The sequence below is a fragment of the Leuconostoc mesenteroides subsp. mesenteroides ATCC 8293 genome, from assembly GCF_000014445.1.
GTDB lineage: Bacteria > Bacillota > Bacilli > Lactobacillales > Lactobacillaceae > Leuconostoc > Leuconostoc mesenteroides.
This window is the reverse complement of record NC_008531.1, coordinates 475951-496793: the sequence shown is the minus strand read 5'-3', so window position 1 is coordinate 496793 and position 20843 is coordinate 475951. Positions and strand designations below refer to the sequence as shown.

Annotated in this window: 18 protein-coding genes and 1 tRNA gene; 1 reads left to right on the top strand and 18 read right to left on the bottom strand. The window is 38.4% G+C overall.

Annotated features, from left to right (window positions below; genetic code table 11):
* Window positions 1-7 precede the first annotated feature (7 nt).
* The 7 genes from LEUM_RS02590 to LEUM_RS02560 form a co-directional block, all read right to left on the bottom strand.
* Window positions 8-1297, bottom strand: a complete 1290-nt coding sequence (locus LEUM_RS02590; RefSeq protein ID WP_011679362.1) for a DnaD domain protein — start codon at window positions 1295-1297, stop codon at window positions 8-10.
* Window positions 1284-1904, bottom strand: a complete 621-nt coding sequence (coaE, locus tag LEUM_RS02585) for a dephospho-CoA kinase (RefSeq protein ID WP_011679361.1) — start codon at window positions 1902-1904, stop codon at window positions 1284-1286. Before coaE ends, LEUM_RS02590 begins: the two co-directional genes overlap by 14 nt.
* Window positions 1905-2639, bottom strand: coding sequence for a DUF975 family protein (locus LEUM_RS02580; RefSeq protein ID WP_011679360.1), 735 nt, complete (start codon window positions 2637-2639; stop codon window positions 1905-1907).
* Between the two features lies 1 nt (window position 2640).
* Window positions 2641-3474, bottom strand: coding sequence for a bifunctional DNA-formamidopyrimidine glycosylase/DNA-(apurinic or apyrimidinic site) lyase (gene mutM / locus LEUM_RS02575; protein WP_011679359.1), 834 nt, complete (start codon window positions 3472-3474; stop codon window positions 2641-2643).
* Between the two features lie 190 nt (window positions 3475-3664).
* Window positions 3665-4960, bottom strand: coding sequence for a DEAD/DEAH box helicase (locus tag LEUM_RS02570; RefSeq protein WP_011679358.1), 1296 nt, complete (start codon window positions 4958-4960; stop codon window positions 3665-3667).
* A 1-nt stretch (window position 4961) separates the two neighbouring features.
* Entirely contained in the window at window positions 4962-5966 is a 1005-nt protein-coding gene (locus LEUM_RS02565; protein WP_011679357.1) for a Gfo/Idh/MocA family protein, read from the bottom strand.
* Window positions 5963-6700 carry a GH25 family lysozyme gene (locus LEUM_RS02560; RefSeq protein ID WP_011679356.1) on the bottom strand — a complete coding sequence of 246 codons (738 nt, stop codon included), beginning with the start codon at window positions 6698-6700 and terminating at the stop codon, window positions 5963-5965. The genes LEUM_RS02565 and LEUM_RS02560 overlap by 4 nt, the downstream gene beginning before the upstream one ends.
* 144 nt (window positions 6701-6844) lie before the next feature.
* Here LEUM_RS02560 and LEUM_RS02555 point away from each other — a divergent pair, with 144 nt between their 5' ends.
* Window positions 6845-8074, top strand: a complete 1230-nt coding sequence (locus LEUM_RS02555; RefSeq protein ID WP_011679355.1) for an aminopeptidase — start codon at window positions 6845-6847, stop codon at window positions 8072-8074.
* 514 nt (window positions 8075-8588) lie between these two features.
* On the opposite strand, the gene alsS is transcribed toward LEUM_RS02555, so the two are convergent.
* The 11 genes from alsS to LEUM_RS02500 form a co-directional block, all read right to left on the bottom strand.
* Entirely contained in the window at window positions 8589-10274 is a 1686-nt protein-coding gene (gene alsS, locus LEUM_RS02545; protein WP_011679354.1) for an acetolactate synthase AlsS, read from the bottom strand.
* Between the two features lie 182 nt (window positions 10275-10456).
* Window positions 10457-11776, bottom strand: a complete 1320-nt coding sequence (obgE, locus tag LEUM_RS02540; protein WP_011679353.1) for a GTPase ObgE — start codon at window positions 11774-11776, stop codon at window positions 10457-10459.
* A 165-nt stretch (window positions 11777-11941) separates the two neighbouring features.
* The gene (gene uvrC / locus LEUM_RS02535) at window positions 11942-13741 is read right to left on the bottom strand and encodes an excinuclease ABC subunit UvrC (RefSeq protein WP_011679352.1); all 1800 of its coding nucleotides are present in this window, start codon (window positions 13739-13741) and stop codon (window positions 11942-11944) included.
* Between the two features lie 117 nt (window positions 13742-13858).
* The gene (locus tag LEUM_RS02530; protein ID WP_011679351.1) at window positions 13859-15472 is read right to left on the bottom strand and encodes a CTP synthase; all 1614 of its coding nucleotides are present in this window, start codon (window positions 15470-15472) and stop codon (window positions 13859-13861) included.
* A 216-nt stretch (window positions 15473-15688) separates the two neighbouring features.
* On the bottom strand, window positions 15689-16666 hold the full coding sequence (locus LEUM_RS02525; RefSeq protein ID WP_011679350.1) for a biotin--[acetyl-CoA-carboxylase] ligase: 978 nt from the start codon (window positions 16664-16666) through the stop codon (window positions 15689-15691).
* 9 nt (window positions 16667-16675) lie between these two features.
* The gene (locus LEUM_RS10460; protein WP_011679349.1) at window positions 16676-16981 is read right to left on the bottom strand and encodes a CHY zinc finger protein; all 306 of its coding nucleotides are present in this window, start codon (window positions 16979-16981) and stop codon (window positions 16676-16678) included.
* Window positions 16978-17520 (bottom strand): biotin transporter BioY, encoded by a 543-nt coding sequence (locus LEUM_RS02520; RefSeq protein WP_011679348.1) that lies wholly within the window; start codon window positions 17518-17520, stop codon window positions 16978-16980. The genes LEUM_RS10460 and LEUM_RS02520 overlap by 4 nt, the downstream gene beginning before the upstream one ends.
* Before the next feature lie 81 nt (window positions 17521-17601).
* Complete coding sequence (locus tag LEUM_RS02515; RefSeq protein WP_004164568.1) at window positions 17602-19011, bottom strand: amino acid permease; 1410 nt, start codon at window positions 19009-19011, stop codon at window positions 17602-17604.
* A 475-nt stretch (window positions 19012-19486) separates the two neighbouring features.
* Window positions 19487-19560: transfer RNA gene (locus LEUM_RS02510), tRNA-Lys, on the bottom strand.
* A 205-nt stretch (window positions 19561-19765) separates the two neighbouring features.
* Window positions 19766-20353, bottom strand: a complete 588-nt coding sequence (gene rpoE, locus LEUM_RS02505; RefSeq protein WP_011679347.1) for a DNA-directed RNA polymerase subunit delta — start codon at window positions 20351-20353, stop codon at window positions 19766-19768.
* Window positions 20354-20380: 27 nt separating this feature from the next.
* Window positions 20381-20827 (bottom strand): YwiB family protein, encoded by a 447-nt coding sequence (locus LEUM_RS02500; protein WP_004164570.1) that lies wholly within the window; start codon window positions 20825-20827, stop codon window positions 20381-20383.
* Window positions 20828-20843: the final 16 nt, after the last annotated feature.

The window sequence follows — 20843 nt, the reverse complement described above, 5'->3', positions numbered from 1 at the left end:
ATTAATCTCAATTCTTAGTCTTAATATTCAACTTTTTTAGTTCAGCTAAGGCTTCCGCTACTTCATCCACAGAAGTTGCTGGCTTATTTTGGGGAGTATCAGAAGGCATTTTTGGTTCGACACGCGTCACTTTTTTGGTATAGTTTCGCTTTGTAGGGCGACTAGGTTGATATTTTTCAATTGCATCTAGAGCTGCTTCAGCCGAATTCACATGCATTTTCAACCATGAATTAGCAATTGTTTCCGCTGTATCAACATTGACAGTATCACGATTTCGTTTACCCAACTCGTACCAAACCAACATGTTGACAACCTCTGCTTTGAGGCGCACATCTTTGATCATTTTACTGATGAAATAATATTCATTTCGTGTCACAAATCCGCCACCTTTTTTAAACTTAACATCTTCAATAAAGGCATTAGGCGCTAATGTTTTTGCATCTTGAACTAATTGTAACATTTCTCTGGAACGGTTTTGTTGTACTGGCTGTGAGACCACCGGCTCTGCAACGACGGTTGTACGATTCTGACGCATAACTTGCTGCAAAATCTTTTCGTCAACATCATGCGTATCTAATGATATTGCCTGGGAGGTATAGCCAGCCAGCGTCACCTCATCAACACCGTAAATCACGTGCATCGATACTAAGAAATCACGATGTTGTGCCAACTTTTCTATTGTTGTACCTCTCACTAAGCCGGTAAAGTTTTCAAAATTAAAGTCATCTTCTATTTCAATTTTGCCATGACTTGCTTTTACTTCAACTGTTGGTAATGAGGTAGCTGTATCGTGCTTGAAGACCTGTAAAAACTTGGCGGATATATTATCACCCTTCACGTTTGGTTGTCCTTGTGTAGCATATCGTTTCTGGAGTGTTAAATAACGTTCTTCCCCAACATATTTAAACAATAGTCCGGCCAATAATTTTTCTTTGAAAAAACTGTCAACGTCAAGCGGAGCAAATAATTGATACGTATAAATTTCTCCCAAAGCATCTTCCGTATAAAGTGTCGTCAATAGGCCAACCGCTTCTAAACGACGACGAACCTTAACAAAATCGGGTAAACTGACATTCAGACTATCTAAAATAAAATTATGATCTTCACGTGCATCTAGTCGTGTATTGTAGGGTAATTCTCTTACCAACATATGGTACAATGCATATCCAGTTGCACCAATAAACGGCGTGTATAAATCAAAAGCACGATCTAAATCAGTCAATGTGATTGGTGTGTTTGACTGCACAAAAACACCAGCCTTAGCGTGAAACTCAATTGTGCCATCATTTTGCATCATGCGTTGACGCGATCTCCTTTATTTTTTTGATTAAAACTGTAACTTGTTCCTGTAGCTCTTCGATACGGCCATTATTGTCTATAACATAATCAGCTCTCGCAATTTTCTGCGACATTGGTAACTGTGCCTTTACACGATTACGTGCCTCCATATTACTAAGTTGATCACGATTTTCCAAACGAAATAATTGGATTTCTTTGCTAGCAGTAACAACAATTATTTTATCTACTGACTTATTTTTATCATAGTCTCGTTCAAATAACAATGGCACATCCAGGACTAATATTGGCACATTTTGTAAACGCCAAAAATTAATTTTATCTGCCATAGCACTGCTAATGGCTGGTTGCATAATATCATTTAATTTTTTTAATTGGGCACCATCTTCAAAGACAATTTGACCAAGCTTACGTCGATCTAATACGCCATTGTCAATTATCCCTGGACCAAACGCTAATTTAATTTTCTCAAGCGTTGGTGTTCCTGGCTCAACAACTTCACGAGCCACTATATCTGCGTCAACAATTGGAAAACCTGCTTGACGCAACAAAGCGCTAACTGTTGATTTCCCTGTAGCAATTCCACCTGTTAAACCAATTGTCAACATTTACTGTTCCTCGCTTACTTCATTATTTAGCTTAAATAACCGACGTGAATAAGCTACCTTAGTAGCATTCAGATAAGGAATAACATAAATGTAAGCCAAGCCAGCTGTCAATATTCCTAATAAATGCCAACCAATAAAACTCAAGTCTAATAAAAATAATTCCCACTTACGGCCATTCATTATTTTTCGGCTACGTGTAATATAATCTGTCAATGCATTGGCTTGTTTTCCAGCATCCAAATCTAGTTTATAACTAAAATACGTTTGAGCGTAGGAATAATGCTTAATCAATCCGGGAATTGTAAACAGCATCGTCCAAAGGAAAGTCAACATGGACTGCACGACGGTTAATAGCAGACTTTGCGGAAATTTACCATTATTAAATATTTGAAAAGTTTGAATGAATCTTGGATTCTTTTTAGGATTATTAAACCAATCAATAATTGTCCAAGAAACAGACCACATAAATGTTAGCCCAGCTGCATCTTGCAATACTGAAACAATTACTTCGCTCGGATTCAGACCCAGAGATGTTGTTGTTGAAGAAACATCAGCGCTAGACATTAGATTGGTGTCTTTGATCATCGCATACACTGTGAAAGTCATCATTGATAAGGTCGTCACTGTCACAATAATCGCGATAATATTAATTTTGATAGCTGTTCCTAGTCGACCCTTCATCAATTTCTTTGCGTCGCGTTTGACGTCAATAATACTTATTGGTTCTTGATTCATATTAATCCTTCTCCACTTGACAAAATGGACAAAATGTCGTGCCACGTTGACCAACTTTTATTTTAACCATTGGCGTATTGCAACGTAAACATGGTTCGCCAGCATGCCCATACGCCTGTAATTCATTTTGAAACTTGCCCACCTCACCAAAAACATTACTAAAACTATGCACTGTTGTACCGTGATGCTTAATCGCTCGTTTAATTTCTGAAATGATGTTTGCTCTAAGAACACTCAGTTGAACTTCATCTAGTACATTGGCCGGCGTTTTGGGATGAATTTTGCTTTGCCACAGAACCTCATCAGCATAAATATTACCAATACCAGCTATTTGTGTTTGATCCAATAAAAATGTTTTAACAGGCCTTCTAGACTTTGAAAAAATGGCCATCATATAAGATAAAGTCAGCTGCTCCTCTGTCGGTTCTGGTCCTAATTTGGACAACGAAGGCACTTCTGTGTTTTCAAAACCAGTTGTGGTCAACGCCATGCGCCCAAAGCGTCTCGTGTCATTGTAAAACAAAGCTCGCTTATCAGATAATTCAAAGACAATCTCTGTATGTTTATAAGGGACCGTCTCAAGGGACTCTACTGAATATTGCCCTTCCATTCGTAAGTGCGAAACAATCGTATGATTATTCGCTAAACGTAGTAATAAATATTTACCACGACGATCAATTTGTTTAAATTCTGTGTTCATGACACCGGTGATGAACTGCTGCCCATCACCAGTAATAACTTTTGGGTAAGGTAACTGTACATCAATAATTTTGCTGCCAATAATTAGTTTTTCAAGCCCACGTCTGACTGTTTCAACTTCTGGTAGTTCTGGCATCTTCCCTCCTGCTGTCTTGTAAAACAAGACTAATTGTTTTATAGCTTGATTTTATAAATTTGCCTTGCATTATTTCTATATTACATTATTTTAACACACAGGCACTAAAGCGCACCCAATCAAATATTGTGTGCGCTTTTAACTTTATATCATATTGTCACGCAAATAACCAAGTATCAAGCTAACCCAATCACTTCGTTTTCCCGTTCTTAGCCCACTTTGGTTTTCCCTTATCTTTGGAACTTTTTGCACGTTTCTTCTTTTTAACTTTTGTGGTAGGCTCAACTATAACTTCTTTTTTTGTTACCAAAGGAGCGGCACTTGAGGACTTTTTGGCTTTAGAGACAGATGAAACATTATTTGTGTTTGTATCTTTTGTGACAGTATTTTCTTGGGACTTTATACTTTTTTCAAACAAGTTTTCTGCTTTGTCTAGATTAAAGCTATCCCCTAATTCTCTTTTCAGGTCACGAATGTCATGATCGTTACCAAGATTCAATACACGACCTATTTTTCCCATACGTCCTGTTCGTCCCGTCCTGTGGACATAGGTTTTCTTACGTTGTGGCAATTGTGCATTCACTACTAATGGCAGATCTTCAATATCTAATCCTCGCGCCGCAACATCAGTTACTAACAATAAAGTTACTTCACCTTTTTTGAATAAACGCAAAGCGTCTGCACGTTGCACTTGGCGCTTGTCATTACTACCGATGCTCATAACACTCACATGAGCGTGTCGCAAGGTAGCTTGCATATTCACTAAAGCACTGATTGTATTAAAGAATACCAAAGCCTGTTGATTATTTCGGGCTAATTGTATTAATACTTTTTCTTTTGCACGTTGATCCACGTACTGGAATTCATGCTTAATAGATACCGGCGCATCTGTTCCTACAGAAATCGGATGCACTTTTTGTTCAAACGTGTCGCTGACATAGTTTAGATCCACACCAGAAGTTGCTGAAAACAATCCTAATTGAATATGTGAAGGCAACTTATCTGCTAGCTCATGTAAACTGTCATGACGTTCCTCAGTTAACATTGCATCAGCCTCATCAAAAATAACGGTTGCAATATGATCTAATTTTAGTACGCCACCGTCTACCATTGTCAGCACACGACCCAAAGTGCCAACTACAATGTGCGGCTTGTCTTTCTTGATTTTATCAGCTTGTCGACGGCCATTTGCGCCACCAATTAAACTAGCTACACTTGCACCAACAGCATTCCCCCATTCTCTAGCGACCTGTGTTGTTTGCATGGCCAATTCTTGGCTGGGCGCTAGGATCAATACTTGTGTACGTTTCAAGTTCGTGTCAATACGAGATAAAACTGGTAATACAAAAGCTAATGTCTTACCAGTTCCAGTTGGTGCTAAACCAAATATTGAATCGCCATCCGTCAAGCGTTGCCAAACAGCACTTTGTATAGGCGTTGGTGTATCAAAAGAGGCGTTAAATTTTTCTAAAAGTTCAGGTTTCATTTTATTCCTTTATATCTGCAGGAAACTCAATGCCTGCAGACTGACGCAAGTCAAACAATGTCTGGTTCACTTGCTTCGCCAACTGAAACCACTGACTATATTCAGCGTGATTTTTAGTTGGGTCGTTAATAATATTTGCAAAATCCTGACTCTCACGAATCATGGGATTTTCTTCGGGTACATCTCCTAAATGATTATTGTTTCCTTCACCATCATAATAAGTAACCTTTTCAAGCTCTGCAATATTGCTGACACTAATTGTATCCTTTAATCCATAAAACTCGCTTGGTAAATACGAATTTGAAGTTTTACCGAAGATAACAGTTACATTAAAATTGTCGTAAAATAGATTGGCTACACCACTACCATCGGCCCCGTTGCGTAATAGTCTAGGTAAATACTGTACGGCATTAGGCGCACCATAAACAGCCAACGCTGCGTAAATTGGATAGACGCCCAAATCATATAACGCACCAGCACTGAACTCTCTCGTCAGAACATTTGGCTCCTGCCCAGCTAAGTAAGCATTATAACGGGATGAGTACTTTTGATAAACTAGCGTTGCCCCTTGTAACTGATCCATCTTAGCGACTGTTTCCTGAATGGCCTTGAAATTTGGTTGATGAACATGGCGAGCAGCCTCAAATAAACGCACATCTGGATGTGTTGCTAGCAGAGATTCTATTTTTTCAAACTCTGTTGGGTTACTAAACGAAGGTTTTTCAACAATCACGTGAACGCCGGACTGAATGGCTACCTTAGCCTGTTCAAAATGCAAAGCGTTCGGTGATGCTATATAAACCACATCAATATTTTGATATAAATCACTTAAAGTAGTAACTACATCAACATTGTCTGTATCAAGGTCTAATGATGCTAAAAATTTTTCACCACTAGCTTGTGAACGTGAATAGACTGTTGTTAAATCATACGCTTTTGTTTTTATTGCTGCATCAATGAGCATTGCTGTGATCCAGCTTGTACCAATAATACCCAATTTAATCATTTGTACACCTCAAATTGTTTTTGCGTGCCATTAAACACTGTCGTTGGCATTTTAATTGCCTTCAACCCTGATCCAATTGTTTGATCTTCATCATATTGAATAAATAAGTTCTTGCTGTCTGTATTTTTTGTATTGTCTTCAATCAACCAATATTTTGTTTTGGATATTGTGGACGACAACTTCTTTTGAACATTTGGTGTCGTATAAATAATCATGTCATGATTATAGTGCGAAGCTAGTATTTGGACTAGCGATGCTAAACGTTGCTTGGATGTTGCCGTACTAATCTGATCAGCAGTCACTGAAATTGCAATTGGCAGCTCACCAATATTGTTTCCCACATTGTCAATATAGTATTGTGCTTGTGTCGCTGCTGTGACGCTCGCATCATAAACATGAATGGTCCCAACTTTCAAATGGGCTGATTTAGCGCGGGAAAAACTCGATTTATAACCACCATCCATGACCGAACTACCAGATGTCGTGCGCATATAAACAAAGCTCACACCATTACTTGCTAGATTATTAAAATCAACATAGTTAGATGTTTGGTTAATTGACACACCCTGCACTGAAAAGCCGCTAGGAATCGCATTTGTTTGTGTCACCACTGGTTTCGCAAAAACCCAGACAGTAAATGAACAAACAATACCAGACAGAATCAATAGCCAAGAAGTAAATGTTAGTAATTTTTTAGTTTTATATTGTGAGGCACTTGCAAATACATTTTCCATACTATTATTATACAAGAAAATAGATACTTACGCCTATTAACATGCCTTACGAAAATGATAAATCAATAACAAAAAACTTGCTAACATGGTGCATTAATGGGAAAATTGACAGACAAACTAAATTTACTCATACGGAGAGAAAACATGTCTTTAGAAACAAAACTCAACAAGTACGCTGAACTCATCGTAAAAAAAGGGGTTAACGTCCAACCAGGACAAACAATAATCCTTTACGCAGCAGTTGACGAAGCTTATTTTGCTCGTAAAATTGTTGCCGAAGCTTATAAAGCAGGTGCTCACGAGGTTGTTATGGAATGGTCAGATCAAACGATCGCCAAAGAATTTCTAAATCATACGTCGCTAGACCGTCTGAAGGAAGTACCAAATTATCAGGTAACTAAAGCAAATGAATTAATGGACAAATACGCCTCCCGCATTTCATTAATTTCACAGGATCCTGATGGTTTGGCTGACGTTGATGCAGAAAGATTAGCTACATTGACAAAAGCCAATCAAAAAGCATTATTCCGCGTTCGTGAAGCAACGATGAAAGATGATATCTCATGGCTTGTTGTGGCAGCAGCTGGTCAAGAATGGGCAGAAAAAGTATTCCCAGATTTAAAAGGACAAGATGCAGTGAACCGCTTGTGGGAAGAAATTCTCAAAGATGTGCGTATTGATGATGATAGTGATGCAGTGGATAACTGGGATCTACACATCAACAAACTCAAAAACAAAGCCGATTGGTTAAACGAACAAAATTTCAAAGAACTACATTACAAAAACGCAAAATCTGCTTTCACAATTGGATTAGCTGAAGGTCATGTCTGGGAGGCTGCTTACTCCCAAGATAAAGCCGGCAACATCTTCATTCCAAACATGCCGACTGAGGAAGTCTTTACAGCACCAGATAACCGTAATATCCATGGTCATGTGGCAGCAACGCTTCCACTGTCTTATCAAGGTAATGTCATTGAAAATATTGAATTAGATTTTGAAGACGGTCGCATTGTCAAAGCACAAGCTACTTCTGGATTAGATGTATTAGAAAAAATCATCAATACTGACGAAGGGTCTAAATCACTAGGTGAAGTTTCTCTAGTACCCGACCCTTCACCAATTGCACAAAGTGGTATTTTATTCTACAATACCCTCTTTGATGAAAATGCTTCCGATCATTTGGCCATCGGTGCTGCTTATGCTTCTAATATTTCAGGTGGAAAAACAGAAAAACCGGAGAATTTAGCGAAGCGCGGATGGAATATTTCAGATGAACATGTTGACTTTATGATTGGATCAAATGATATGGACATTGATGGTGTCACTCAAGATGGTGAGGTTGTACCAGTATTCCGTTCAGGTGATTGGGCATAAGTTCCTGCATCCTGCCCAAACTTCGAATAAGTGATACACTAGGTTAGAGGTTTACGTATGTTTAATAATCTATTAGATAATTGGGATGGTGGCCGACCAAGGTCAAAAAGACTTTATGATCTATTTTTCATTATTTTTATCGCAATTATAGGTCATGTTGATTTTTGGTATTTTCATCCCCAAAGTAGTATAAGATTCCGATTTATGATAATCATTACAACCCTAATTGCATTAATTTATTTACTTCAGTTGCCTCGTTTAACAAATAATTCTAGTGTCCCCTATAAATTATTGTCGCTATACTATTTTTGTTATATCGGCTGCACTTTCGTACTCACTAATACCTTTACAAACAATATTCTAGGCCTTACCTTTTGGCCTCAGTTACTTGTATTTGTGGTCTTTGAAAGCATCCTATTAACACGAACTATAGAAAAACCAGTTTAACATATAGAAAAAGGAACAGGCTAATGTTGCGCCTGTTCCTTTTTAATTATAAAACTTAGTAATAATGTTATCCTTCAGAACCAATCAATTGTGAACCAAGCTCATAGTTATGTGAATAATCTACCGGAATATCAACAACAACAGGTCCTTGTGTTGAAAATGCCTCGTCTAGCACAGTATCAAGGTCATCTGGTGTTTCAACGCGTAAGCCTTTGGCCCCAAAACTTTCAGCATACTTAACCAAATCAATGTTACCAAACTTAACCCCTGCTGACTGGCCGTTGTATTTCATTTCCTCTTGGAACTTGACCATATCGTAATATGCATTATCATTCCAAACGATGTGGACTGTATTTAATCCTAAACGTACTGCTGTTTCTAATTCCATCGCTGAGAAGAAGAAACCACCATCACCAGATACTGATACCGATTTGGCATTAGGACGAACCATTGCTGCCGCTAAAGCCCAAGGTAACCCTACCCCAAGTGTTTGCATGCCATTAGAGATAAGGTAGTGACGCGCAACATAAGACTTGAAATGACGTGCCATCCAAATATAGTGTGAACCGATGTCTGTTGATACTGTCATATCATCTGTCACATGGGCTTGAATCGACTTAATAACATCCAACGGATGGTTCAAATTTCCTTGTGCTGGGGTATAAGAAGGTTCGTCAGATGCTCGTAGATCTGCTTTCAATTTTTTTAGCACTTCTTTGCTAGTGGTTGGCAATTCATATCCGTTAAGACGTTCTATCAACAAACGTAGGCTCTGTGCTAAGTCCCCGACCAACTGCCGTTGCGGTACAAAATTATTATCAATTTGAACCGGTGTTGTATCCAAAGCGACAATGTTCAGAGTGTTTTCTTTGTTCCAGTTACGTGGCTCATATTCAATCGCGTCATAACCCAGTGTAATCACTAAATCAGATTGCTTTAGCAGTTTGTCGCCAGTTTGATTACGGAATAGGCCAATACGGCCGAAAAATGTTTCCGGTTCTAATTCACGTGAAATTACACCAGCACCTTGGAAAGTTTCAACGACTGGCAAAGTTGTTTGTTTCAGTAATTGGTGTAGTGCAGTAACGGTAGCATCATCAGATCCACGTGATCCCACAAGCAACACCGGTAATTTTGCAGCCTTAATTTGTTCAGCTAACCAATCAATATCCTTAATAGCGGCTGCGCCTTGCTGTGCAGGGGTAATTTTAGGAAGTGCTTCAATAGTTACTTGTGCATCGTCTACATCTTGTGGCAATGAAACAAAAGTCGCACCTTTTTTAGCGCCATTAGCGGCTGCAAAAGCATTAGCAATAATTTCTGAAATATTATTTGGATCTTGAATTTCTGAAGCGAGGTTTGTGATCGGACTAAACAATGCAACTGAATTTGTTGATTGATGAGTCAAACGATATAAATCATTTCTCGGTACTTGACCACCAATGGCTACAATAGGATCGCTTTCAGCGGTTGCTGTCATTAATCCAGTAGCTAAGTTGCCGACACCAGGACCTGAGGTGGCAATAACAACACCTGTTTTTCCTGTTATACGAGCAAATGCTTGTGCCATAAAAGCTGCATTTTGTTCGTGACGTGCAACAACTAATTTAGGTACTCTTTGACCTTCGGCTGGATGTTCTAATGTTTCGAATAAACGATCAATTTTAGCACCTGGAATTCCAAAAACTAAATCAACGCCATGATTGACTAAACTATCAGTAACAATATCTGCACCATATTTTTTATTTGCCATGATTCATTTGCCTCACCTTATCTTAGTATTTTCATCATAGCACTCTTGATTAAATTTGAGTAGCCTTAAAATTGTGAAGATCGCTTATACAACAAGGTATTATTTTCACAAGAACAGATATAGCTCTTTAAAAATTGTAAAAAAAAAGGTTCGTCTTGTTGACAAACCTTTTTGAGAATATTTTATTCACTAAATTCAAATACGAAGTCGGAATTATTGATGCGAACATCGTCACCATCTTTAGCTCCAGCTTCACGAAGTTTATCATCAACGCCCATATGACGTAGTTGACGAGCAAATCGCATAATTGTTGCGTCACGCTGAATATTAGTCATTAAGAATAACTTCTCGATTTCAGCACCGCTAAGCAACCAACGTTCTTCATCCGCAATCCACTCGACTGTGAAATCATGTGTTTCCGGTTTGAACGTGTAGCTCTTTTCAGATGTATCATTTTTGGTCTCTGGTCGATAACTTTCAGGCGCGGGTGCTGTAGCTAACATATCTGCTGTTAAACGCATTAAGTCCTTGACACCATCACGTGTGATTGATGATATTGGTACAATTTCTGGTTGGATGGGTAACCCAGAATCAGTAGCAACTTCTTTCCTAAACTTGGCAAGATTTTCTTCAGAGTCAGGCATGTCCATCTTAGTTGGTACAACAATTTGTGGTCGGTTTAAAATCGTTTCATCATATTGTTGTAGCTCATCTAGTATTTTACGATATTGTGTGTAGGGATCTGTTCCCTCAATACCTGACATGTCAACTAGATGCAGAATAACTTTAGTTCGTTCCACATGACGTAAGAATTGGAACCCCAGCCCGATACCTTGAGAAGCCCCTTCAATTAATCCTGGTAAGTCAGCCATAACAAAATCACGATCGTCGTCTAGACGAACCATACCAATGTTTGGTGATAATGTTGTAAAATGATAAGCCGCTACTTTTGGTTTAGCATTTGAAACAACTGACAGGAGCGTTGATTTACCGGCAGAAGGAAATCCAACTAAACCAACATCAGCCAGTACCTTAAGCTCTAGCTTTAGATTCCTAATTTGGCCAGGTTCACCGTTTTCTGACAATTCTGGCGCTGGGTTTGCTGGCGTAGCAAAATGAATATTTCCACGTCCACCACGCCCACCTTTAGCGACCACAAGTTCTTGACCGTTTTCAAGCATGTCAGCCAATACTTCACCTGTATCAGCGTCGCTAACGGTGGTACCTTGTGGCACCTTAACGACACGGTTATCAGCTGAAGCACCGGTCATCCCTTTCGTGCCACCATTGCCACCTGGTTGAGCTTTAAAATGCCGATTATAACGAAAATCCATTAGTGTGCGCAGGCCTTCATCTACTTTAAAGATGATTGAGCCACCATGACCACCATCACCACCAAAAGGTCCACCCATTGCTACGAATTTTTCATGACGGAATGAAACAATACCGTCACCGCCTTTTCCGGCTTTTACTTCTATTTGTGCTTGATCTACGAATGCCATATCTATATAGAGCGCGAGCAGATATATTCTTTGCTTGTAAACCAAAAAATTAACATTTAACTTAATCGTTTAGCTGACTATCCTGCGGCGCCTTTTCTCCTTTACTGCTCTACAACGAAGAGCTTGCGAATAATTAACACTCTAGTTTAACATATATAAGCCATCTTAGCTATTATCACCTGCCGAGAGCGACAAATGAATCACACGTGCTAATTTTTCATTAATACCAATGTCAACTAAGTCGCTAACACTTGCTGCGGTAATTTTGGGTAACGACCCAAACTCTCGCAAAAGCTTTTGTCTTGTTTTCGGACCAACACCTTGTATCGTGTCTAAACGTGAAGCAAGTGAGTTTTTTGAACGTAACTGACGATGAAAACTAATAGCAAATCGGTGTACCTCTTCTTGTACGCGTTGTATTAAAAAGAAACCCTCCGACTGTTTGTCAAGAGTAACTATCTGATTAGTCACACCATCGATTAGATCAGCCGTCTTATGCTTATCATTTTTAACCATTGCGGCAATTGGTATATTTGTTAACCCAAGCTCATCCTCTAACACTTCTTGCGCCGCATGCAATTGAATTTCGCCGCCATCCATTAAAATTAAATCAGGAAAATCGCCGTCTTCCCTTAATAGACGAGAATATCTGCGACGAATAACCTCTTGCGTTTCTGCCCATTCATTTGCATGATCTGTCGATTTAATTTTATATTTACGGTACTCTGTTTTATTAGGGATCCCATCGTCAAAAACAACCATGGCACTGACAATCTCAACTCCTTGTGTATGAGAGTGATCGAATGCTTCAATTCGATGACCCATAGGTATTTGAAGTGCATCAGTAATTTCCTTCATTGCCCCAGTCGTTTTTCGCTCATTCAATTGCATTAGTCGGAATTTCTCCTCTAACACAATACGAGCATTTTTAGCAGCTAAATCAAGTAACTCCCGTTTTTCACCACGCACAGGAATTCTAACTGGAACCTCTAGAACAGCAGAAAGTGCTTTTGTATCAATACCTTTTGGTACCAGAACTTCGCGTGGCTTTTGAATGTTTTTTTGCGAATAAAATTGCTGAATAAAACTGGAAACTTCTTCATCAGCCTCACCAACAATGGAAAACGTTCGCTTAAATTGACGAATCAAACGGGCTTGCCGTAGAAAGAATACCTCAACGGTCATCCAGCCCTTATCCATATAATAATTGAATAGGTCTCTTGGTGTAGTGTCTTTTGATAGCACACGTTGGCTCTCAACAGTTTCGTCGATATACTTTAACTGATCACGTAAATCTGCAGCCCGTTCGAATTCCAATGACGATGCTGCAACTTGCATTTTTTCAGCTATTTGTTTCTTGACAATCTTTGTATCACCATCAAGAAACTTTTTGATGCGGCTGATCTGATCATTGTATTCTTGAACAGGAACATCACGGAAACAAGCGCCCAGACATTGACCCATATTATAGTACAAGCACGGTCTACCTTGTGGTCCGTTACAGCGGCGCAATGGATAGTTCTTCTCTAGAAACCTTAGCGTTTCTTGGGCAGCATAGACGTTTGGGTATGGTCCAAAATAAAAACCACCGTCTTTTTTTACCTCATTGACTAAAGCCATTTTTGGATTACGTTCTTTTGTAATCTTGATATAAGGATATCCTGTACCATACTTCAAACGAATATTGTAGTATGGTTTATACTTCTTGATCAATTCGTTTTCTAACAAAAAAGCTTCTTTATCAGAATTTGTCACGATGAAATCAAAATCAACTATTTTGGATACTAATTCGGCTGTCTTTCCGTCATGATCTTGCTTAAAGTATGAACGAACACGATTTTTTAGATTTTTTGCCTTACCAACATAAATAATTTTGCCATTCTGGTCTTTCATCTGATATGAACCAGGCTCACTGGGTAATAAAATTAATTTTTGTTCGATATGTTGTGTTGTATTTGCTAACATGTTTTCATTATACCTTGTCTGTCAAGTTTGTCAGCTCCCAAAATCTTAATTAAAAAATACCCCATTTACACGAAAAGTGTTAAAGGGATATTTTATCTAACTAAAAAATGCTATGAATCAACTATTTTTAATTGAGGCAGCCACGAAGTCATGATACAAGCCTTCGGGACGATCTGGCCTTGACAAAAATTCTGGATGATATTGCGCTGCGATAAAGAAATCATTCTTAGGATACTCAATAACTTCCATCAAACGGTTATCAGGGGATGTTGCTGAGAATAACATACCCGCCTTTTCAAATTCTTCACGATATTGTGTATTGAATTCATAACGATGACGATGACGTTGTTCGATTTCTGATTGATTCCCATAAGCCTTGGCTGTCAATGTGCCAGGTAATAGCATTGCTGGATATAATCCCAGACGTAGCGTACCACCTAGGTTTTCGACGTTGGCTTGATCTTTCATCAAATCAATAATTGGCGCTGAAGTATTAGGATTTAATTCTGTCGAATTCGCGTCCTTATAACCTAAAACATGACGAGCAAATTCGATTGATGCTAGTTGCATACCCAAGCAAATGCCTAAGAAAGGAATATTGTTTTCACGCGCATAACGAATGGCTTGAATCTTACCTTCAGTACCACGTTCACCAAATCCACCAGGTACAATCACACCATCAGCACCTGCTAACAATTCAGCAACGTTCTCTGGTGTAACATTTTCTGATTTCACATGATTAATCTTGACATCGGCATCTTGGGCATAACCTGCATGCTTCAAGGCTTCGTTAACAGAGATATAAGCATCAGGCAAATCAGTATATTTACCAACCAAAGTCACGTTAACTGTCTTCTTAGGATGCTTAATTAATTCAACCATCTTTGACCAATCAGACATTTCTGCCTTTGGCGCATCAAGCTTTAACTTATGTAATACAACATCATCCATGCCCTGTGCTTGCAGATTTAACGGAATCTCATAAAGAGTTTCTACATCACGAGATTCAATAACTGCATTTTCATTAACATCGGTAAATGTTGATATCTTTTGCTTCAAATTCTCTTCTAGAGGACGTTGTGTACGCAAGACAATCATGTCAGGTTGAATACCTAACGAACGTAATTGTGCTACAGAATGTTGTGTTGGCTTTGTCTTGGCTTCACCAGCCGCAGCTAAGTAAATAATCAAACTAGTATGAATATAGAAAACATTTTCACTACCCAAATCCGACTTCATTTGGCGTAATGCTTCTACAAATGGCAAACTTTCAATATCACCAACTGTTCCACCAACTTCAACAATCACGGCATCGGCATCAGTTGATTCAGCAGCTTTTTGCATTTTTTCTTTAATGGCATTTGTGATATGAGGAATCACTTGTACAGTACCACCATTATAATCACCACGACGTTCCTTTGCCAAAACCTCAGAATAAATACGCCCTGTTGTCACGTTAGAATACATGTTTGTATTAATATCCATGAAACGCTCATAGTGCCCCATATCCAAATCAGTTTCTAAACCATCGCCAGTAACAAATGTTTCCCCGTGTTGATATGGTGACATTGTACCGGGATCAATATTAATGTATGGATCTAATTTTTGAATAGCTAATTTCAATCCACGGTTTTTGAGCAATCGACCTAATGATGCTGCAACTATTCCTTTACCAAGAGATGAAACAACACCACCGGTAACAAAAATATACTTCACTTGTTTATCTGCCATAATGCCTCCTCATAATTCAAACGCGCATTGGCTTAACACGTTTTATTGCGACAACTAGGGGTAAAAATAAAATAGAAAAGCCCCCAAGATCAACTTGGGAGCTTTTAACGTCTGTCCCATTAACGGGAGCCCTAATATATATTACAGAGTTGCTGTAGATTTGTCAAATAAATATTGAAATTATTTTTAACTTTGGGTTGAGGAAAAGGTGTTCAGTCAATATTCCTTACCATTAACATTAAGTTTGGTAATTTCGCCTGAGGATATTGTGATTTTTTCGCCAGCGAATGTCACTAAAATTAATGCACCTTGATTGCTTATTTCAACCGCTTTTCCATGAATTTTTTGACCAGCATATTGAACTACAACTTCGTGTCCCAAGACAATATTGTGCGCCCTATATTCAGGCAAATACTTTCCTGTCTGATATTGATTAATCATGTCAGCAAATTCATCAACCAACTTTGCAATCATCATGTTTCGTGAAAAAACTAAATCCGAAACGATGCCACCAACTTTTTTATCCAACTGATCAGGTAAATTTATGGGTTGAATTAAATTTAAACCGATTCCGACAACCAAAGATGTCAAACTTTGCGACTCTATATCGAGGACACCTTCTGTTAAAATACCGCCAACTTTCTTATCATTAAAGATTAAGTCATTAACCCATTTAAAGGAGAGTTGATATCCTAAGGATGATGCAATAACGTGTCGAACAATTACTGCTGTAGCGGTGGTCAGTAGTCCTGGCTCTAACACCCTATCATTCATCACCGGTAACGCAATGGATAAATACAACCCTGTTTTTTCCGGTGCAACGAAAGAGCGTCTAAAGCGGCCGTATGCGGCATTTTGTTGATCGGCAATGATAACAGTTGGGTGAACTATCTTCCCAGCCGCTAGGGCTTCCTTAGCATATGAATTTGATGAATCTAATTGATCAAATACCTGAATGTCCCAATTAGTGGCAATCAGCGCCTTAATAGCTGGTACGCTCAAAACGCCTGTTTCTTTGTAGCGATAGCCTTTTCTATGTTGACTATCGATTTGATGGCCGTCTTCATTTAGTTTCTGAACTGCTTTCCAAATAGCCGCGCGGCTCACACCTAATCGATTAGCTAACGTCTCGCCACTTAAATATTCACCTTCGTGTTTCAGAAAGTATTTTAAAAGCTGATCAGTTGTTTTCATAGTTTTAGTTTAGCAGAAATAGGTATTTTTGTGCAATGCACATTGCGCGTTAAACAAATGATGGCACTTGGGACACTGATAGTGAGCATGTAGATATTGTGCGGGTGTCATTTGATGCAAACAAACGCCACAGTAGACGGCCGTCTCTTCAGTATCTAGAGAAACTGGCACGAATGGATGCGTATTTAATGCATCATGACATAAGTAACAAGCATAGTATTTTCGACATTTAGCGCAACGATTAGCCACCACATCGACATCCGTATGCCAATGCTTGCAACGGCCTTGTTGATCTAAATTTATTCCTTTAATCACAATGTCAAACGTCTTTTATGCAAGATAATGCCAATAATACTTGCCAAGACAGCTTTGATAGTATCTCCCGGCAAGAAGGCTGCTTGATAAATCAACGCTTTATTTAATGACATGTGTGCCACTATATTTAATCCAATCGCACCAGATACAAGAATGAACAACATTCCAAAAATGAGTAATGTTATCAACAGTGTTAAAAAACTAAGCTTGTTGTTCTTCTCTAACCATTCTGTTACCCAACCAATTAAAAATGCAGCAACTGGATAAGAAAATAAATACCCTGCTGTTGGTCCAATGAACACAACAAATCCGCCCGAACCACCGCTTAAAATAGGTAATCCAAGGGCTGCTAGAATCAAGAACCCAAGAACTGTGAAGAATCCGTATTTTTTTCCAAGAATAACACCCGCCAACATAATACCCATATTTTGCAAAATAATTGGGGCCGGTATGAATCCTAATGGAATCCCTGGAATAGCGCCCATTACAATAATTACTGCTAATAAAATAGCCGAAGCCGAAAGGGCTTTTGTTTTCATAATATTCTCCTTTAGTAAACCATGTTAATTATTTTAGTTTACTAAAATAATGTTGTCAAGTTTACAGCAAATAAAAAACGCTCAAAGCGTTTTCGATGAACTTACTTCACTATTTCGTCGGTGACTCTTTCTTGTTGCAAAAAATACAATTGACATGATCACTAAGAATCCAAGGCCTATAAACAACGGCACTCGTGTATCTGGATTAAATACCATAAATACTAGTGTTACCAATAACATCAAAATCGCAAAATAGTTAGTATATGGTGCGAATGGCATTTTAAAAGGATGATTCACCATTTGACTAGCATTTTCTTTTCTAAACTTTATCTGGCTCCACAAGATAACAAACCAAGGTACCATGCCTGGTAATGTACTTGCTGAATAAACTAATACGAAAATACTTGAACTACCGTGCCAAAATAAAGGTAATACGGCGTTTAAAATAATCCCTAGTAGGATACCACCTGAAATTGCTAGTACTGGTAATGTGGGTACACGGTGCTTTGATAATTTCAAAAATTTTGGTGAGAGCTCTTTGCCAATTGCCAATGTGTAAAGCATCCGACTAGACGAAAAGATTCCTGAGTTCAAAGCTGACATAGCTGCTGTCATCATCACAAAATTGATAATTCCAGCAGCAGCTGTGATACCTACTCGTGAAAATGTTTCGACGAATGGGGAGCCGACTTGATCTAATTCGTTCCAAGGATAAATAGTAATGATAACAAATATGGCACCAATGTAAAAAATCAATATACGCGCCACAATTGATTTAATTGATTTTACAATAGCTACTTGTGGATTATCCGCTTCTCCAGCAGTTATACCAATTATCTCAATCGCCTGGTATGATGTGATAACTATTGACAGTGCAAAGAAAAATCCTTTAACACCACCAGCAAAGAACGGTCCATGCGTCCAAAGGTTTGAAAAACCAATCGGTTGCCAATGATTACCAAAACCCAACACAATAACCAACAAGCCTAAAATAATCATAAATATGATAGTAACCACTTTAATCAACGAAAACCATGTTTCCATTTCACCATATGCTTTAACAGTCACTAGGTTCGCGGCTGTTAGCATAGCCAATACTACCACCCCAGTGACCCAACCAGGAATGTGCGGGAACCAATAATCTAAATACATTCCGACAGCAATCGTCTCACTGACACCAACTGTGAGCCATTGGAAAACATTTGCCCAAACGGTCAAATATCCAGCAACCGGATGAATATATTTTGTTGCATAATTAGCAAATGACCCAACTGACGGATCGACATAAAGCATTTCACCTAAAGCACGCATCACTAGGTACAAAACCAATCCCGCTATCGCGTAGGCTAATAATACCGACACACCAGTCCATTTGATTGTGGCTGATGATCCCATAAACAGGCCAACACCAATTGTGCCGCCAAGCGCAATCATTTGCATCTGTCGAGATGATAAATCTCTGCTTAGTTCTCTATTCTGTTTCTCTGCCATGACAGTTTCCTTTTCTTTAAAACGAATAAAAAAAGCGTCCTTAGAATCTTAAATCTAAGGGCGCTTTTTGCACGGTACCACCTCATGAATAGTTCAAGATAAAGCTTAAGCAAAAATAATTAATTCCTTATTAGCTGCGCTTCATCTTAACTCTTTCATCAGGTTAACGACCAATGACTCCGGTCATACTTTCACTCGTGCTACTCGTATGTCACTTCCAAGGTAGTTTTCCAAACAGCATTGCGTCATTTTCACCAGCCATGACGTCTCTCAAACAACAACTATTAGTACTCTTCCTCTTCAACGTTTTTACCTATAATACACTATATTGGCTTATTTTGCAAAGTCAATTTTAACCAGTATTTAAAACACATTTCCCCCCTATATATCCTAATTGATATACAAAAAAAGAACTGTTCTGAACGAACAATTCTTTTTAAATGGATTATCCCAAAGGTCGCCAACTTTACGTCAGTGCTCCCGCTCGGATTCGAACCGAGGACCTTGGGATTAAAAATCCCCTACTCTAACCAACTGAGTTACAGGAGCATTTCTTATGCCTTAGCACATTTATATATAATACAGACTTTCCAAACAAAAAGCAACCCTTTTTTTCAATTTAAATTACTTTTTTTGATTGGCGTTTATCATTTAACTGAAAAGGCATTCAAATAGCCGTTGTCACTTACAAAAATTAAAATTTTTTGTTAATATTATAGAAAAAAACTACCCAGCAGGTAGTTTTCATTCTAGATTATTTTTCTTGGTCGCCATCGCTCAGATCATCAAGATCATCGCCGCCAGATAACTCTGTCATATTGGCATCAATTGATTCATCATCTGATAAATCGATTTCATTACTCTCATCATCGCTTTCAACTTCAACTTCAGTTTCTTCGTCGTCAGTCTCTGTATCATCATCAGTAACCGTACCAAAGTCTTCGTCTTCAGGATCATCGTCATTATAATCAATAACATCATCATCTGAAGCATTATCAGCAAATACATTAACCTTCTTTTTTGCTGACTTCTTACGCTTAGGAGCGTCTTCTTCATCGTCAAGCTCATGGATAGATTCGTCGATTGCATCAACTGGATACCACGCACGCAAAGCCCATTCATTATTTCCAAGTGAAATGAATGAACCGTCAGTGTTCAAATCTGTATAAAATTGTGAAAGACGTGATTTAAACGTCTCTGCATCAACTTCCAAAAATTCCTGGATTTCTTGAACTAATGAACTAAAAGGCATCGCTTCTTTATGTTCTGTCAAAATGGCTGTTGCAATTTCAACCAATGCAAATTCTTCTTTAGGGTGATTGCCTAATGTTGTAAGTGACATGTTCTACGTCCTTTCGGGGGTTTCTAACTAATCTAGCATACTAGATTTGGGCATAAATTGCAACCGAATTTCATATTGCCCAACAATTTGTTGCATAGCATAAAGAACATAGTCAATCGCAACTTCACCATGCGTTTCTTCGTGATCTATGTTTAGCGCCATTAATGTGGTCAGTGTTTCCAACTGCATCTGCCCAGTTGGTGTTTGATACAAAGCAGGGATACGCTGTGATTTAACAAAAGAGAACTTTGTTAAAATGTCACCTGATCGATTCATACGTACACGGTTCTCTTCAAACTTAAACATAATTTGTGTTTTTTGATTCTCAATTACTTCTGTATATCGTAAATAAAGTGTATCGTTTTTCAAAAAAAGTTGTCCATTTGTATGAAATTCGAATTCTTCAAGATCATTTTCTTGACGAATTTTCGTTTTTAGATGAATTTCAACATCTATTTGGTCTTTAATTGCCATAATTTACCCCTATTTT